The sequence below is a fragment of the Pseudoalteromonas sp. ECSMB14103 genome (genome assembly GCF_000813065.1).
GTDB lineage: Bacteria > Pseudomonadota > Gammaproteobacteria > Enterobacterales > Alteromonadaceae > Pseudoalteromonas > Pseudoalteromonas marina.
The window spans coordinates 339,535-354,826 of sequence record NZ_JWGY01000001.1; the positions used below are offsets into that span (position 1 = coordinate 339,535).

The following is a 15,292-nucleotide window of genomic DNA, read 5'->3' on the forward strand; positions in this document are numbered from 1 at the left end:
GCACATCCATGTGCAAGCATGGCTTTCATTTCATCCATGAAATGCATTACTCATCAATTGCTTATTTTCAGGGCGAGATGACGGGGGGAGTTAAAAGTGAGATTGGTTTTAGCTGGATGCAAGAACTGACTCTCTGCATTCCATGTTTCAGAATTAAGTGCTCAATAGCATTTAAGCAATTACCTATGTGGTAAATCAGTTTGAGAAATTTATGCGCTACCTCGATGATGGCAGACTCAGTATTGATAATAACCGTGCAGAGCGAGCCATAAAACCGTTCGTAATAGAGCGAAAAAACTGCCTTTTCTCAGTTACCTGCATTGGTGGCACATGCCAGCGCTATACTTTATAGTCTTGTTGAAACCGCAAGGAAAATGACCTTATGGTGCATGGCAAAACCTCAACGTGCTTGCAACATATTGTTGAGCAGCCAGATAACCAGAGCCGCTACTACCTTGGAACATCAGCAAAGCTTAGGTGTCGTTTGCTATACGCTTACTCTAGGCAATGATATTTAGCGTCACAAAAACCAAAGGGGTCAAGTCTTGACTTTAGACATCAATGGTCTAGATTTATAGTTTACTGCTTATGGAGTGAATTGCTATGTCTAGGCCGCTGCGAATAGAGTATGAAAATGCGTTTTATCATGTGATGAATCGTGGAAGAGGGCACGAAAATACCTTTTTGAGCGATGACGACTTTAAGAATTTTTTATACTGCATTGAGCAAGCAAGCCTTCGGTTTAATATTGAAGTGCATTCGTATTGTTTGATGACCAATCATTACCATCTGCTAATAAAAACTCCCGATGCTAACTTAGGCCGAGCCATGAAGCATATTAATGGCCTCTACACTCAATACTTTAATCGAACACATAACACAGATGGTGCACTGTTCAGGGGCCGATACAAAGCCGTGTTGGTGGATGCTGATAACTACTTATTGCATGTTAGCCGGTATATTCATCGTAACCCAATTGAAACGAGTACCCCATTGGTAGATGACCTTGCTAAGTACAAATGGTCTAGCTATTCAGCTTTTATTAAAAGTGGTGCGACACCTAAATGGTTAGTTCGAGATTTTATATTTTCGCTGCAAGGTAAAAAGCGTAAGTATGTTGCTTACAAACATTTTGTTGAATATGAATGTAATGAAGAAGTAAGCGCTTTTTATAGTGCTAAAAAGTTATTGTCGGTGCTAGGCAGTGATGACTTTATTGAAAGCATTAAAGGCTACATTACAACCTCAAACAATGAAAGCAAGCTTGTTAGTAAAAGGCATTCAGCGAATGATGTAATTACCTACTTGGCTAACCACTTTAATGTTGAGGTAGATGATATAGTAATGGTTAAAAAGGGGCGAAAAGAAAAAAACTTACCCCGATGGTATGCTATTAAATTGTGCCAAGATTTAACGGGATTAAATTTGCAGGCATTAGCAGATGTTTTTAATGTTAAACACTATTCGGCCATATCAAAAGCTGTTGGTAGATTAAATGCATTAATTATTGAGAATAAGCAGGTTGAATTACAGTGGGAAGCGCTTCGAGGTTGTTTGATGTCTGAAGTCAAGATTTGACCCCTTAATGAGATCTTTAATAAGAGGTTACTATGATTTGTAGGGTGTTTATTTTACTTTGCATTTTTTGCTTTAGCATTGGCTCGTTAAATGCCAGTGAAAAGGGTAAAACCATTACGTTTGCGGTTGGTCACGATCATGACAAAATGCTGATGGAGAATTACCCAATTTATCGTGCTAGTTGGCAATTTTTAAATCAAAGTCTAGCTAAATTAGGATATGAAGTAGACGCCATTATTTTACCATGGGCGAGAGCTAACTATTATACTCAATTAGGAAAAGCTGACGGTCTATTTTTAGCTGCTAACCTTCCTGGACGAGAGCAGTGGGCGGTTTTATCAAACCCAATTGGAATGGGGGTATTTGGTGCTTTTTATCATAAGGATAGAAAAGACGAACATGCTATTATTGCGGGTGTTCGTTTAGGTGTGCATGACAAAATATTAACTGGCTACAATACTTATGAGTTGTTAGAAGTAGCCACAGCTCAGCAAGGGTTTAAACTGCTTTTTAACCAAAAGGTAGACCGTTTAATTATGTCAGAAAGTTATGGCAAGTATTTGTTGAGCACTGAGCTAATTGAATTTAAAAACGACATATTATTTGACTCCGATGTAATTGAAAAACGTTCAATTCATGTTGCATTTGCAAAAGATATTGCTGAAAGTTTGGAAGCAATGGCGGTAGTGAATAAAGCCATTGATTTAGGTATGAGCGACGGTACATACCATGACGTTATGACTAAAAATAAAGTACCTGAAAGTATGTTTTTGCCTAACCTTAATAAATAGTAATTATATTTTATGTGTTTTTAAGAAAGCCCCGTTGGGTCAGTTTTCTGCTGTTTAATGAGTGAAAATGTAATACTTGCCCTTAGTAACTCTATTTAACCGCCCTGTTGAAGTAAGAGTTGATTAAGAATCTCATAAAAAATATTTTTCTATTTAACGACCCAAAAGCAATTTTTAGCTAGTTATAAAAAGGGCAATAATATTGCCCTTTTTTACGCGCTTAAACTTATTTTTATAACTTATAGCGCGACTAGACTTTGCTCTAGCATTGCCTTTATTTGGTTTACTATTTTAGCTTCTATTTCGGGTTCGAATTGTTGTATACGTGGGGTATGAATATGCCCTGTAGGTATACTTGAATTAAGCGCATCGCGAAGACGAATACTTCGGTACGATATTTCGTTAGACAAGTAACCACCGCCGCCGCCATTAACCGCAATACTGTTTTTTAGCTCGCCATACGAAGGCGCTTTATAGGTTTTTTCAAGCGTGGTGACTTCACGATTGTCGATAACTTTATAAGGGCCTTTGGCTTGTTGCATGTAACTTACAGGCAAGCTAAATTTTACAAACTCATTGCCTGGGAGTGGTCGGCCATTAAGTTTTGGTATTACTGGGCTTGTTTGCGTTCCGCCATACACAATATTAGCGTTATCAGGCGCGGTCACACTACGACGTTTACCCGGAAAGTGCTCTAAATCAAATTGTGTTCTGCCCATACTTACGGTGACTACCATGTCTACATTATTAAGTGCGTAGTAGGGGGCAAGCAGTGATTCTATTATGCCTTGATCAAAGTCTTCGTAGCGCACAGGCACCATAACGGTGTTAATTTCTGCGCTTATGCCGTTGTAATTAATAACTTGGCCGTCGAGTAATAACGCTGCAACACCTGAGGGGTTACTTTGGTTTATGTTTCTATCGAGTAAAAAAGGGTCAAAGCCTGTAAGTAATATTTTTTTAGTGCTGCCTGATGAAAAAGTAAGGTCGGTGCGGCCTCTGCTGCCTTCCTCAAGTAGGGTTAGTAACGTATTGAGTTGAGCCTGCGTAATTGAAAACTTAGGCGATGTTGTCCGTATTACTTTGCTTGAAAGCAGGCGTGCCCAGTAAAGTGCTCGGTCGTCGTAGTTATTGGTATTTATTATACGTTGTTTGGCGTTTTCCCATAGTTCAAAGCTAAAGCGTTGTACTAATGTTTTTGCACTTTTAAAGTTGTTAAGCTCTTTAAATTGCTGCTCAAAACTTGTTACCTGTGGTGTAAATGCTTTTAAAACATTGGGCATTGCTAATTGGGCTTTGTTGATACGCTGTTCTTCAACAGTTAAAGGATTACTTAAAGCAGCGAATGAAGAGGCGATTAAGCTGGTCGCTAATAATACTTTGATCATAATATTCCTAATATAAGGCTATTGTTTTATATGTAATTTACTATCCTACGATTGCTAATTTAGAGCAACCCATTAACGTTGAATCGACTGATATTTTCTTTTGTGATTAACTCACTTTGGTTATTGGACTTATAAAGCTAGCATTGAGTCTTTTTTATGGGGAAAGCATTAAAAATATTAAATAAATGCTCTCCACTTTCGACGTGCATTAAGAAAGTGGAGAAAAAGGTTTAGGGGGGCTATTTGTCAGCTGTCGCTTTACCGTCTTGCTTATAAACTTTGCCGTTTTTCATTACTAAATCAACATGCTGTAAAAGGTTTATATAACGTAATACGTCACCTTTAACAGCAATAATGTCGGCGTATTTTCCTTCGCTTACTGTTCCCACTTTATCGTTTACCTTCATAAGCACTGATGGCCAGTAAGTGGCGGCACGAATTGTATCCATTGCAGAAATTTCCATTTCGTTTACCCAAACAGCTAGTTCGTTCCATGTGCTTTGGCAGTGAAATTTAGTTGGTATTCCGCTGTCTGTACCGACCAGTAAAACTACACCAGATTCTTTTAATTGTTGAATTTTACGTTTTAACGTGGGTTTGCGCATTGGTGTTAATTGCATATATTCAAGTTCGCCTACGTTTTTTAATGAGCCGCGAATATCATCAATAGTGCTTTGCTCTAGACCTCTGTGCCAGCATGTATTATCTAAACGCTCGGGGTTGGCAACGGTTAAATCATAATTCCAAAGTCCTTCTACTGTTGGGGTCCAATAAAGTGGTCCGCCGGCAATTCGGCCTTTGGCAGTACGCTCTCTGAGTAAAGTAATTACATCGTTGGGAAATTCGGGGGCTGTAGTAAGTCCAGTGTGCTCAAAATTATCTACTCCGATTTCTAGGCCTCGTCTAATTTCATCAGGTTTGTGTGAGTGAGCAACAACTACCAGATTGCGTTTATGGGCTTGGTCAACAATAGCCTGTGCTACCTCAATTTTCATTATGTCATGATCAATTAGTTTGATGATATCAACACCAGCATCAGCCAGTTTGTTGACCTTTTTTTTGGCATCTTCAACGTTTTTAACACCCCACCTATAAAGCTCGGTACCAGGATAGGCTTCGTGTTGCAAAAAGGGGCCCGAAACGAACAAGCGTGGTCCAGGGATTTCACCATTGTCTATTTTATTTTTTATTGTAATGGAGTCTTTTAATGGTGCGCCTAAATCGCGGGCACTAGTTATCCCTGCTAATAATAGTTGTTCTGCGCTTGCAGGCATAATTTCGTTCGTGAGCTTGGGAGTATATTCTTTATGCCAATGCTTGTAGTTAGCATGACCATTTAGCATTAAATGTGCATGGTTTTCCCAAAGGCCTGGAAGTACATCCATCCCTTCTGTTGAGACAATTTTGTACTCCGTAGGTACAGGTAATGTGTCAACTGTTCCTACTTTTTCAATGAGCCCGTTTTTTACTAGTATGACACTGTTGGCAAGTGGCTGATTACCAAATCCATCTATCAGCCTTCCGCCAACTAATGCGGTTGGTTCAGATTGCTCAGCAGCAGTCGCTATTGGTACGATTAAAACGCTTAAAAAAGATAAGCAGGTGAAAATTGAGAGTGCAGATCTATATAAACCTGTTGTTGTAATATTCAACATCGGTACATTCCTTTTGTTTAATTATTATCTAATAGTTATAGTTGCTCAATTAAGATAACGTCAAAACAGACAACTTAGCAAAACAAAACGGTGAACAAATAATTTAACCAAAGAGAAAGAACCGTTTACTGCTTGAACAGTATTTTATGGTGGCACCCTCAACTCAGGTTATGCAAATTATATGGGGAATCGTACACGGTCTAGTACAGGAATATAGAACGTTCATATCTATATTGTTTGGGGTAATTATGGCTGGTGGAGTGATAGGAAGGTTAAATCTCTTGTAAACACTAATATTACAAGAGGCATTAATTTAAATCTTATTTGGATTGACGTTTGTCGAGAATATATCGTACAGCCATTCTTGCTGCGCCCGCTCCAATGCCTGAAACGACCGCCCAAGTTACTGCTTCTTTAAGATCTGTATTTTCGCTTGGCTTGTCTTTTGGGGCTGGTTCGTTGGTAACCTTTTCCCACGATTTTTGTAAAGTTTTCCTTGTTAACATACCGGCAGATGCAGCGGCGAGACCTATACCTATTGTCGTAATTAGTTGTTTGTTACTCATAATGTTCTCCTTTTGCTAAATTTAGATAGCCATATTTATGTTTAATTTTTAAAGCAAGAACATGAGTAACAGCAATTTATATACCGAAAAGGAAGCAGCCTAACTTAAGCCGTAATTTGAATGTAAAAGCAGGTGGCACTGTAATCCACTGATTTGTAATTTGGCGAATTAAAATTATTTATAAAACTATTTATAGCTAGTCTTTCATTGAACGCCATGCAAATGTTGAGGCAGCTATAACAATTGCAATGGCTATTCCTAGGTAAAGGGTTTCTAGTGTGCCGCCAAATTCCACTGCATGTTCTAAAAATAGTATGACAAGAACAACTGAGGTTACTTGTACGAGGGTTATTTTTAAATCGTGAAAGTCTTTGATATTAAAAGCGGCTAAAAACTTACTTTCTTTTGATTTAGCAGGCGATATGAATAAGCGGTATAAGCTAATGGCAATTACTTGTAGGGTAATACCGATTAACAGTAAATCGAGAATTTTAAGTAGTTCAACTATGAGGGCTTTACCTGCTTTTGCAGAGTCTGGTAGGTCGAGAATGGTTGAAACCACTATATTAAAAACAATATTAATACACGAAACATAAACAAGAAGCGATGATAATGCTGCGGTAATAACCGCAATGACAACTAAAAAACGACTGGTTTGGAATATATTTTCCATGCTGCTCAACTTTATAATTTGACGTAACTTATACGAAGCATAGTATATGTTAGATCCCTAAGTTACTATTTAAACAGAGTAACTAACGCGAGACCATATTGAATTACTTAGCCCATCTTTATTTTGCAAAGCCAACGGCTGATTCTCATTTTGGAAACTTATTGGGCGATTTTGGTGGCCACAGGCATGTGGCGCAACTGAGTGAGCCTGTAAAAAATGCGCTTAGTAATCACTATTTAGTTGATAAATTTACCGACGCGCACCCAATTGTTAAAGAAGCTAAACAGTATTTTTCACCAACGCGCAGGCGATTTGCAGGCGTTGCAATTGATGTGGTTTTTGACCACTTTTTAATTATGCATTGGCAACGGTTTAGTGATCAGCCCTTGAGTGATTTTAAACGTAACAGTTTTGGGCTTTTAAATCAGCGGTTAGCGCACATGCCGCCGCGTATGCAGCGGGTTGTTACTAGCATAACTAAACACGATTGGTTTAAAGATTACGAAACCATTAATGGTGTGGGGGCTGCGTTGGATAATATTGCTGATCGTATTCGTTTTGCCAACCAATTTACTGGCGCTGCTGAAGATATAAAGCGCCATTACAACCAATTTGATGCCGCTTTTTTAGCGTTTTTTCCACAATTAATAGCGCATGTAAAAGAGTTTAATACTGAACGCACTTGAGCCTAGAGTGCTTTATTTGTAATTACAGGCAAAGGTTTTTGTTAATGCTGTTTAGTCGTCTGGGCCGTTTAAGGTAAATTTTAGGTGCTTTCGCATATCTTTTAAAATAACGCCTTTTTTAAGCATTGCGCCGCTTAATCGTTTTTGCCATTTTAATATGTCAGGCTCGGCGGTATCAAGGGTTTGCTGGTTTTCAAACTGAAAGCACATAAGTAACGAGCCTGGGAATAAGTGATACTCCACGTCAAACCAACATTGCAGCATACCGGGTAGTTCGGCTCGGCCTTGCTCTTCTATTTTATCGGCAACGTTAAGCACAAGCGCTTGTTGTTTTTCTTGCACTTTAGATAGTTTTTTCATTGTTGTGTTCCACTTGAGGGCATAATAATAGCCAGAGTGAGTCATTATACATAAGCTTTTAATGGCCAACACCTTAAAGCTAAGTTAATAATAATTTAGGTATAAATATAAGCTTAAACGCAGTAACTTTACTCGCTGCTTTTAGCATGGTTAACTTGGCGCTGCTTTTGTAAAGTGGGGTAAATACGCAAACAATGGTCATTAATTACGCCTGTTTTGTGTATAACAATAATAATTGCAGCCACTAAAGTGTTATTAATTAATGATTAAGTGACGTGATAACGCAAGTTAAACGTAACGCTATGGTAGCAGTTTTAATATGTATAAAGGCGTTGTTTTTAAAATTTAAAAAGGAAGTTGTGTTGTGAAAAATATGGTTGTTTTACTTTTAGGTATGTGGTTTTTAAGCGGGTGTACGACTACCAACAACATTGAGTTTCCTGTTGTTGAAAACAATGTTGCTTACTCTAAAGTAGCGTCGCTTAGTTTTGTAAATGCTAATGAAAAAGTACCTTACGGGAGTGATGAATCACAATTTGCATTACTGTGGCGCGCCACGCAAGCTGAGCAAAGTACATCAAAGCCGTTAGTTGTATTGCTACATGGTGGCTGTTGGCTAAGTGCATACGATATAAAACACACCTATGCATTAAGCACAGGCTTAGCACAAGCAGGATTTAATGTGTGGTCGGTGGAATATCGCCGCAGTGGTGAAAGCGGTGGCGGCTGGCCTGTAACTTTTGACGATATTAAAGCCGGTATTTTAGCATCCAGTACCTACAATAGTGGCGAATTTAAATTGAATAATACAGTGGTTATTGGGCACTCGGCTGGTGGTCATTTAGCGTTACTAGCGGGTGGACAAATGAGTGAATTAAAAGGCGTAATTGGCCTTGCTCCCATTACCGATATTAAAGCCTATGCGGCAGGTACAAATAGCTGCCAAAAAGTCACTAAAGATTTTATGCAAGGTATGCCAAGCGATAAACCTAAAGAATACACTCAGGCCAACCCAAGTGAGCAACCATTGCATCAACAAAGCATTATTTTACAAGGTGCGAATGACAGCATTGTTCCTGCGTATAATTTAGATCAGCTTAATCGACCGGTAGATTTACTCGAAGGGGTGGGGCATTTTGATTGGATACACCCAGGTTCTGCTGCTTTTAGCACCTTAGTTAAACATTTAAACGGAATCGATAAATGAATTTTGATGATATTGTAGCGCTTGATAAAGCTGATGTATTGGCAGGCAAGCGTGATGAATTTGATTTACCCGCAAACACTATTTATTTAGATGGTAACTCGCTAGGTGCTTTACCTAAAGCGGTTAAAACCAGAGTGGCGCAAGTAGTGAGCGAGCAGTGGGGGAGCCATTTAATTAGGAGCTGGAATGATCACCAATGGATTGATTTACCTACACAGGTTGGCGAAAAAATAGCGCCGATAATTGGTGCTGAAAAAGGCCAAGTCATTTGTTGTGATTCGATTTCAATAAACTTATTTAAGCTTTTAAGCAGCGCGCTTATGTTAAACACTGGCCGTAGTAAAGTGTTGTCGACACAAGATAATTTTCCGACCGATTTATACATGGTGCAAGGTTTAAGCGATTTATTAGGTACTGACTTATGTCAATTAAAACTAGTTGAAGAGCAATATATTGAACAAAACTTAACTGATGATATAGCGGTATTGTTACTTACCCAAGTTAACTTTAGAACTGGTAAGCTTTTGAATATGCAAAAACTTACTGAGCTTGCCCATAAAAAAGGTATTTTAGTAATATGGGATTTAGCACACAGTGCAGGTGCATTGCCGGTTGAGCTGGATAAATACAACGTTGATTTTGCAGTAGGCTGTGGCTACAAATATTTAAATGGTGGCCCTGGCTCACCTGCCTTTTTATACGTTGCCAAGCGCCACCAAAGTGCAGTTAAACAGCCATTGAGTGGTTGGATGGGGCATGCAAAGCCATTCGCGTTTGATGCTCAATACGAGTGTGCAGCAAGTATTAATCAGTATTTATGTGGTACGCCAAGTGTGATTGCTATGAGTGCGCTAGACGCTGCACTTGATGTGTGGGAAAGCGTAAAAATAAGCGATGTGAGGGCTAAGTCGATTGCTTTAGCCGATGTGTTTATTGCTTTAGTGCATTCGCATGCTAGCTTGGCTGATTTGCGCTTAAGCTCTACTGAGGATTCAATCCAACGCGGAAGCCAATTGGCTTTTTCGCATAATCACGCATTTGCTATTTGCCAAGCATTAATAGAAAAAGGCGTTATCGCTGATTTTAGAGCGCCTAATATTTTAAGGTTTGGTTTTACGCCTTTGTACACCTCGTTTGAAGATGTGTGGAAGGCGGTAAATACGTTAGTTGATGTAGTTACAACAAAGTTATACGCCGAGCCACGGTTTAACTTGGCGGGTAAAGTAACTTAATAAAGCGGGCTAATTGCTTTGGTTTATTTTGCTTAAGCAATTAGCCTCTAGCTGTATTACAAGGTTGCCATTAACTATTGAAATTTAAAGTTTTTCATTGTGTGTTGCAGGGTTTCAGTGTTGAGTCGCATTTCATTAAATATTTCTTCTTGCTTACGTGCTGCTTCAACTTCGTGGTTGGCGTATTCAAATACGCTTGCAGCATCCACTGCTATATTTGACGCAACTGCAGACTGTTGTTCTGCGGCTGATGACACGTTCATGGCTAAGTTTTCGAGTACTTTACTTTGTGCATGTACTTGCTCGGATACCGCTCTTGCTTGATCAAATCGCTCTAAAGTGGCTTTTGATAATTTAGTACTTGCTACAATAGAGCTAACTACTTGGTCGCTGATAGATTGTAACTCGCCGAGCAAAGACGAAATTTTTTCTGATGATTCTTTACTGTTTCCGGCAAGGCTTCTTACTTCGTCGGCAACAACGGCAAACCCTCTACCATGCTCACCTGCTCTTGCTGCTTCAATAGCGGCATTGAGCGCTAGTAAATTAGTTTGCTCGGCAATGCTACTAATTGAATCTAAAATGGACGATATGCTCGCTACCTGCTGATCCATTTTACTTACCACTTCTTCTACGTCAGACATCCCCGTTGCAAGCTCAGTAATTGAGCTTTGGCTGAGTTTGTTATCTTCTATCAATAGATTGGCTTGTTTGTTTAACTCGTCACTAGAGCTGAGAGTTTCAGAAGCTGAGCCTGCTATTTCGCGGCTTGTTGCGGCCATTTCTTCTATTGCGGTGGCTATATTACTCGCCATAGCCAATGTTTTGTTTGAATCATCAAGGACTGTTTTTGTTGCATTACTCATATCGTCACTGAGTTTTGAGCCTGAATTTATTGAGTGGTCGAGCCCTAATAGCAGGTCTTTAAAAGCGAAAATAGTATTGTGGATAGCATTTGATATTTCGCCGAGTTCATCTTTACTTTTGAGCCTTATATCTATTGTTAGGTCGCCTTTTTCGGCTTTAAGTAAAAGTGATGTTAGTTGGCTTAATTCCTTTTTGAGAGTACTTAATAAATGAAAGTTTAAGTATGCGATGATCACAAGTGTAACCAAAAAGTAGATAATAGTGAGTGTCAGCGTTGTATCGGCCGCTTCTTTTAGTTCAAGGCCATCTTTGTCAACAGTACTCCATTGGCTGTCTAGTACTTTTTTAATTTGAGTTATTTGTTGTGTTGCCATAGGAAACCACACAGAGGCTGCCGGCAAAGCTGTAAAGTTGGGCGATTCTGTGTTGAGCAATGTGTTTGTTATTGCATTAATTTCACGTGAGTCAGCACTTTGTATAATACTGTTAAAGCTTTGTAATTGTTGGCCTTGCAAATTAGCTATTAAATATTGGTTGAGCAAATCTATTTCTGAATTGTATAAGGCAATATTTTGCTGTGTAACACTTGTTAATTGCTTTTTAGCTAAAGTGCCATTTATTTTTCCCCTATTTTGGCCCAAACGTTCTTTATATTGCGCGAGCAAAAAAGCAATATTTAGATCTTTAGATAATACCGGGTGCTTTATTTGGCTACTCAGGTTAGCCGCTATATCGAGTGCAATTTGATTTAATTTACTGTAAAACGCGAACGCACCAGGGGCTGCTTTATTATCAACTTGAGTGCGTAATGCCTCTTTTTTTGCATTGTGATCAAAAAGAATACTTAAATTTTTAGAGACCTTTGTAGAATTTTTAGTAAGTTGATCACTTACCGACTCTAAATGCTGTATTGAAGCATCTGCTTTTTGGCGTTGCGCGAGCACTTTGTTTTTAGCCTCGGCTGAACCACTTCCTAAAAAGCCTGCAGTTAACCCTCGCTCTACAGCATGGTTATGTGCCACTTTTTCCAGTGCATCTAACAAGCTAATTAATGCAATATCTTGCTGCAGTGTCTGCGACTCCTGCCATTTATTCGCTATGTTTTGTATCAGCAATATAAAAATAAAAACCATTAATATGATTGATGTTAACAAAGAGAGCTGAATGATAGATAGTCGGCCAAGTAAGCGATTCATAGGGTCAGTCCTGTTGTGTATTTATCTCGGTATTTTGGCTAAACAAGGGTTAAGCAAATAAATAGCCATTAACTATTTAATACATAAAGCTTAGTGTAGTTTTTAATAAATTCACTTGAACAAGTGAGTTAATTTAGTAAATGATGTTATGTGTGAGGTACTTAATCGCGGCTTGTTTACAAATCATTGCATTTTTGTAACCGTTTTGGTGGTGGTTACCTTGTTATTGTTTTGCTTAAGTTGAGATAATGGTAGGTGAACCAATTTAACGGACTAATTAAAATGAATAAATTTATACTTACCCCGCTTGCTATTACACTTTCTTTAACGCTTAGCGCATGTGGTGGCTCTTCATCAGAAAGTAGCTCTGGCGGCTCGTCAAGCGGTGGCAACACAGCCCAACTTCAAACTATTGCTTTACAAACATTAACTCGCGAATGTGGGGCTGATTCTGCGTATCAAACAGATGTTGTTTTTCATAATGATGACGGCGATGCTATCAGTTCTGTTAAAACCGATGCAGAAGGTAAATTTTCAGGTGAGTTACCCTCAGGCACCAAGCATGTATCAGTATTAGGTGATGTGTTTGATGAAGAAGACGGTGGTTATAAGCAAATTATCACTGAGCTTGATATTGAAAATAGAACTAATTTAGGCACCTTTTATTTTAATGACTTCACAGGTGATTGTGGATGTACTGAATATAGTGTTGATACAACAGCGCTAAGTACGATAGCGTCTGATTACACAATATATCAATCACAAGGTAACGAAGTTTCGGGGTCTGTAAATGTTTGCCCAAATGATAATAAGCTCTATTTAACGGCGCTTTCTAGTTACTCAGTTGATGCTAAAGCTGCCGTTATTGATATACCGGTAAACTCATCAGTTATTACCCTAAAGGATGAAGATTTTATTCATGACGGTGTTGAAGTTCCTGTTCAATTAGATTTTGATGCTGATTATGCTAGTACTCGAGGTTATATAGAAGCTGATAATACGTATAGGTTTTTTCAATATAGTGGTTTAGGCATATCAAACACGCTTTTTGTATTCCCAACGGTGACTGAGCATAATTTTTATGTGCAACTTGATTTTATGACAGACCTTATGAATGTAGATGGTGTTGACGTTGAGTTTCAAAGCTATGCCCGAAGCGCAGTAGATACTAATGGTGATTATCAGCTGACCACACTTCCGATAGTTACTGACGATTTAGGATTTAGTTTACTTCAATTTGCTGAAAACAATGATTCAAGTTTTGACTTTGGTAATGTTGACAATCGGTTTGCTCGCACAATATGGGGTTACAGCTTTTTAGTTGATGATTCTGCTGAAAGCCGATTTGATTGGACAATAAAAGCTGGCATAAGTGGTCAAATTCCAGATTTGTCTTTTGGTAGTGTGTTCCCTGAACCCACTGATGAGGTTATTTTAGAAGAGTTAACGGTATTACTTTATGGCTATGCTGGTAATGCAACCGATGCAAACAGTTATGCAAAACTTTTAGATACGATGTCTGAAGGTGGGCATTTAACTAAGCCAGAGTTTAGTAATTATGTATATACATTTGTGAGTGCTGAAATATATTAGTCATTGCGTTTAGTTTTGTATTAAAAGGCCACACTTGTGGCCTTTGATTTTTGTAAACCTACCCACACTAAATTTTACCTACCGATACATTCTTCTCTTTTTACTGCATCAATAACAATAAAAGAGCGTTTACCTTAGTTAAATTAAACTTATTATTAATAAAATGTAAAAACTGATTGTTTGTATAGAGTGATAATAAATTATTTAAAAGTAATCTAGACTGTAAATCACTCAATTGGCAAGCGTATGCTTTGTTGCTGAGTTTAAATAACAACAGATAATTTTACAGGAATTTATTATGAAGTATGAAGGGTATAAAACATTCACAACAGCGCAAGATGCGGGCGTACTGACAGTTACATTTGATTATGGGACAGTAAATGTGCAAGGGATCACTATGCTTGCAGAGCTTAACAGTCTTGCTATGAGATTAGAGCGTGATAGAAGTACAAAAGTGGTTGTGTTTCAATCTGCAAATCCAGAGATTTGGGTATGTCATTATGATACTGAGTTACTTAAAGATATGTCGCAAGAAGCGGTTTCTCGTGATGATGTTAAGCTGCTTGATCTGCAATCTGTTTGCGAGCGCATAAGTAAAGTACCTCAAGCAACCATTGCTAAACTAGAAGGGTTTGCGCGTGGGGGCGGCCATGAACTTGCACTTGCTATGGATATGCGTTTTGCAGCTCGTGGTAAATTTAAGTTTATGCAAATGGAAGTGGGTATGGGGATTTTACCTTGTGGCGGTGGTGCATCACGTATGGCACGCCAAGCAGGGTTAGGTAGAGCACTTGAAATTATATTAAGTGCACGTGATTTTGATGCTGATGAAGCGCAAGCATACGGCACTATTAACAGAGCTCTTGAGCCGGATGAAATAGGCCCTTATGTTGATACCTTAGCAAAGCGAATTGCTCAATTTCCTGCAGAATCAATTAACGCATGTAAACAAGCCGTTTATGAATCAATAGATAAACCTATTGATGAAGCACTAAAAGCGGAGGCCTACTGGCTATATCAAGCAACAAGTAAAACACCAGCAATTAAACGTTTTGCAGCCGCGGATGAGCAAGGCTTAGAGCATGATATTGAAAACCAGCGAAACTGGAATGAGTTAGTGATGAAGGTCCAAGAGATAAATTAATAAACAAACACACGACATTGTAAGCACTTTATATAATCAAAATAAGTAGGAGTTAAAATGTTAGGCGAAGATCATTCACTTATTAACGAATTTCCAGCGTATAAAGAAAAAATCGTAGCGCTAAACTCTACAGACAAGTTGTTTTCAAGTAATGCAGAACGTTATCATGGACTTGATACTGAGATAAGAGAACTTGAACTTAATAACGCACCTATTGGCGATGATGCTTTACACAAATTAAAGCAAGAACGTGCAATTTTGAAAGATGTGTTATTTAGCCAATTGTTGAAAGTGAAATAGTTATAAATAAAGCACTGTTTTTAGTTTATAAACAAGTGTGAGCACATTAAAAAAGC

General features: G+C 38.5%; 14 protein-coding genes and 1 pseudogene. 9 read left to right on the forward strand and 6 right to left on the reverse strand.

The genetic code is table 11. The features are described 5' to 3' along the window. Window positions 1-175: 175 nt before the first annotated feature. From RF53_RS19710 to RF53_RS01545, 3 genes and pseudogenes are all read left to right on the forward strand, one after another. Window positions 176-371, forward strand: a pseudogene (locus RF53_RS19710) (IS66 family transposase); the annotation flags it as partial. 232 nt (window positions 372-603) lie between these two features. Beyond that, window positions 604-1,578 carry a transposase gene (locus tag RF53_RS01540; protein WP_039036406.1) on the forward strand — a complete coding sequence of 325 codons (975 nt, stop codon included), beginning with the start codon at window positions 604-606 and terminating at the stop codon, window positions 1,576-1,578. A 32-nt stretch (window positions 1,579-1,610) separates the two neighbouring features. Further along, complete coding sequence (locus tag RF53_RS01545) at window positions 1,611-2,369, forward strand: substrate-binding periplasmic protein (RefSeq protein WP_039036407.1); 759 nt, start codon at window positions 1,611-1,613, stop codon at window positions 2,367-2,369. 239 nt (window positions 2,370-2,608) lie between these two features. On the opposite strand, the gene RF53_RS01550 is transcribed toward RF53_RS01545, so the two are convergent. The 4 genes from RF53_RS01550 to RF53_RS01565 form a co-directional block, all read right to left on the reverse strand. Further along, on the reverse strand, window positions 2,609-3,757 hold the full coding sequence (locus RF53_RS01550; protein ID WP_039036408.1) for a hypothetical protein: 1,149 nt from the start codon (window positions 3,755-3,757) through the stop codon (window positions 2,609-2,611). Window positions 3,758-3,996: 239 nt separating this feature from the next. After that, complete coding sequence (locus RF53_RS01555; protein WP_052242852.1) at window positions 3,997-5,412, reverse strand: amidohydrolase family protein; 1,416 nt, start codon at window positions 5,410-5,412, stop codon at window positions 3,997-3,999. A 320-nt stretch (window positions 5,413-5,732) separates the two neighbouring features. Next, window positions 5,733-5,978, reverse strand: coding sequence for a DUF4235 domain-containing protein (locus tag RF53_RS01560; protein ID WP_039036409.1), 246 nt, complete (start codon window positions 5,976-5,978; stop codon window positions 5,733-5,735). A 196-nt stretch (window positions 5,979-6,174) separates the two neighbouring features. Then, on the reverse strand, window positions 6,175-6,651 hold the full coding sequence (locus RF53_RS01565; protein ID WP_039036410.1) for a YqhA family protein: 477 nt from the start codon (window positions 6,649-6,651) through the stop codon (window positions 6,175-6,177). A gap of 98 nt (window positions 6,652-6,749) precedes the next feature. Between RF53_RS01565 and RF53_RS01570 the strand changes: the two genes are divergently transcribed. Beyond that, on the forward strand, window positions 6,750-7,337 hold the full coding sequence (locus RF53_RS01570) for an acyl carrier protein phosphodiesterase (RefSeq protein WP_039036411.1): 588 nt from the start codon (window positions 6,750-6,752) through the stop codon (window positions 7,335-7,337). Window positions 7,338-7,388: 51 nt separating this feature from the next. On the opposite strand, the gene RF53_RS01575 is transcribed toward RF53_RS01570, so the two are convergent. After that, the gene (locus tag RF53_RS01575; RefSeq protein ID WP_039036412.1) at window positions 7,389-7,697 is read right to left on the reverse strand and encodes a hypothetical protein; all 309 of its coding nucleotides are present in this window, start codon (window positions 7,695-7,697) and stop codon (window positions 7,389-7,391) included. Window positions 7,698-8,061: 364 nt separating this feature from the next. Between RF53_RS01575 and RF53_RS01580 the strand changes: the two genes are divergently transcribed. Together RF53_RS01580 and kynU are read left to right on the forward strand one after the other, a co-directional pair. Next, window positions 8,062-8,904: an alpha/beta hydrolase family protein gene (locus RF53_RS01580; RefSeq protein ID WP_039036413.1), complete on the forward strand. Its 843-nt coding sequence runs from the start codon at window positions 8,062-8,064 to the stop codon at window positions 8,902-8,904. Further along, a complete protein-coding gene (gene kynU / locus RF53_RS01585) occupies window positions 8,901-10,136 on the forward strand; it encodes a kynureninase (protein WP_039036414.1) in 1,236 nt (411 codons plus the stop codon). The genes RF53_RS01580 and kynU overlap by 4 nt, the downstream gene beginning before the upstream one ends. Before the next feature lie 74 nt (window positions 10,137-10,210). Here kynU and RF53_RS01590 read toward each other — a convergent pair whose 3' ends face one another. After that, window positions 10,211-12,199 (reverse strand): methyl-accepting chemotaxis protein, encoded by a 1,989-nt coding sequence (locus tag RF53_RS01590; RefSeq protein WP_039036415.1) that lies wholly within the window; start codon window positions 12,197-12,199, stop codon window positions 10,211-10,213. 282 nt (window positions 12,200-12,481) lie between these two features. On the opposite strand from RF53_RS01590, the gene RF53_RS01595 reads away from it, so the two are divergent. The 3 genes from RF53_RS01595 to RF53_RS01605 all read left to right on the forward strand — a co-directional run bounded on the left by RF53_RS01595 (window position 12,482) and on the right by RF53_RS01605 (window position 15,236). Then, a complete protein-coding gene (locus RF53_RS01595) occupies window positions 12,482-13,792 on the forward strand; it encodes a hypothetical protein (protein ID WP_039036416.1) in 1,311 nt (436 codons plus the stop codon). A 298-nt stretch (window positions 13,793-14,090) separates the two neighbouring features. After that, entirely contained in the window at window positions 14,091-14,936 is an 846-nt protein-coding gene (locus RF53_RS01600) for an enoyl-CoA hydratase/isomerase family protein (RefSeq protein ID WP_006791797.1), read from the forward strand. Between the two features lie 57 nt (window positions 14,937-14,993). Next, entirely contained in the window at window positions 14,994-15,236 is a 243-nt protein-coding gene (locus tag RF53_RS01605; RefSeq protein WP_039036417.1) for a YdcH family protein, read from the forward strand. Window positions 15,237-15,292 lie beyond the last annotated feature (56 nt).